Consider the following 1,771-nt stretch of genomic DNA (forward strand, 5'->3'; position numbering starts at 1 on the left):
GGCTTCGATTTTTTCAAGGGAGGAAAAAATGAAACTGAACCAAATTGCGGGAGCGATGACGGCCGTTGGCCTCTTGCTCCTGAATACCAGCAATGCATTCGCCGGTTCGGAATTGCCGCCCGGCGTTTCGACCGGCTTGGCGCTTGGCGCGCCTTTGCCGGAAGGCGTCTACGACGTCACGATTCCAACCTGGGGCAGTCGTTCGACCAATCCGGCGACCGATGTCGGCGCGCTGGTTCCCGCCTGGCTCATCTGGGCGACGCCCTACCACATTCTCGGCGGACAGGTCGGCCTGGCCGTCGCGACGCCGGTGGCGCAGGTCAGCATCGACAATCCGGTCGGCTTGAACAAGTCCGGCGTGATGAATCCGCTGCTGGAATTCAGGCTCAAATGGGATCTCGGCAATGGGTTCAATTTCGGCATTCACGAGGACGTCTATCTGCCCGTCGACAGCGAATTGACGAATATCGGCGTCTCCTACAATTTCGCGTCATTCATGCAGATCGCTTCGTTCAGCTATCTGAAGGACGGCTGGAACCTCACCGCGACAGGAGTGTATGGCACCGGCCGGAACGGCGATCGTCCGGGATATAATGCGCCGGATTGGTTCAACTACGACCTGACCGCGACGAAAACATTCGGCAAATGGGAAGTCGGCCCCATCGCCTTCGGCTCGACCGATCTGAGCAGCCCTCACGTGGGTTATCTCAGGCAGAGTCAGTTCGCTGTCGGCGGCCTGATTGGCTATAATTTCGGCCCGGTCGACATCCAGCTCAAATTGTCGCGCGACGTCTATCAGTCGAATTACGGCGGCTACGACACGCGGTTCTGGAGCAATATTATCGTCCCGATCTGGATGGCCCCGACGCCGCCGGCGCCGACCGTCGTGGCCGCCAAATATTAAGTCGCACTCCGGCATCTCTCAGGACCAGGCGCTCGACGTCCTAAGAGAGCTGACTGGCGCCGATGCAGGCCCCTCTGCATCGGCGCATTTTTAATGTCCTGCCGTCCCCCGAACTGGCGCGCCGGCGACAGGCCAATGGAGCGCCGGGCTTTTTGCCGCCAATCGACGCGCCGGGCGCGGATCAAGGGTGAGGCCTGAGATCTCGGTCCCACGGCTGCTTGCGGCCGCGCGCTTTGGCGGGCCGCACAAGGCGGCGCATTTCCATAGTTGAATGAGGTTCGTGCATGACGCCCCCTTGCCGTGTGAAGCGCCTTCTGGTCGCCAATCGTTCGGAAATCGCCATTCGCGTGTTCCGCGCCGCGACCGAATTGGGCATCAGGACGATCGCCATCTATGCCGAGGAGGACAAGCTTTCCCTGCATCGCTTCAAGGCGGACGAAGCCTATCAAGTTGGACGCGGCGGCGCACAGATGCTGGGAGCGCTGGACAGCTACCTTTCGATTGAGGAAGTGATCCGCGTCGCCAAGGAGGCCCGAGCCGACGCCATTCATCCGGGCTACGGCTTTCTCTCCGAAAGCCCGGAATTCGCCGACGCTTGCGCCGCGGCGGGAATTCTCTTCATCGGTCCCCGCCCGGAGACCATGCGCCTTCTCGGCAACAAGATCTCGGCGCGCAGGCTGGCGATTTCCTGCGGCGTCCCGGTCATGCCGGCGACGGGCCCATTGCCGAATGATTCCGTTGAAATCAGGCGCCTCGCGGCGATGGTCGGCTATCCCGTGATGCTCAAGGCCTCCTGGGGCGGCGGCGGGCGCGGCATGCGGCCCATTGAATCCGAAGACATGCTGCTCGACGCGGTGGCGACGGGCC

2 protein-coding genes are annotated in these 1,771 nt (G+C 62.0%); both read left to right on the top strand.

Features of this window, described 5'->3' with window-relative positions:
* Positions 1-28: 28 nt before the first annotated feature.
* On the top strand, positions 29-904 hold the full coding sequence (locus ACE3S9_RS19220; RefSeq protein WP_374548082.1) for a transporter: 876 nt from the start codon (positions 29-31) through the stop codon (positions 902-904).
* Between the two features lie 284 nt (positions 905-1,188).
* Positions 1,189-1,771, top strand: a 583-nt coding sequence (locus ACE3S9_RS19225) for a biotin carboxylase N-terminal domain-containing protein (protein ID WP_374548083.1), incomplete at its 3' end; no start/stop codon positions are given.

It is taken from the genome of Rhodoblastus sp. (assembly GCF_041915505.1).
Taxonomy (GTDB): domain Bacteria; phylum Pseudomonadota; class Alphaproteobacteria; order Rhizobiales; family Beijerinckiaceae; genus Rhodoblastus.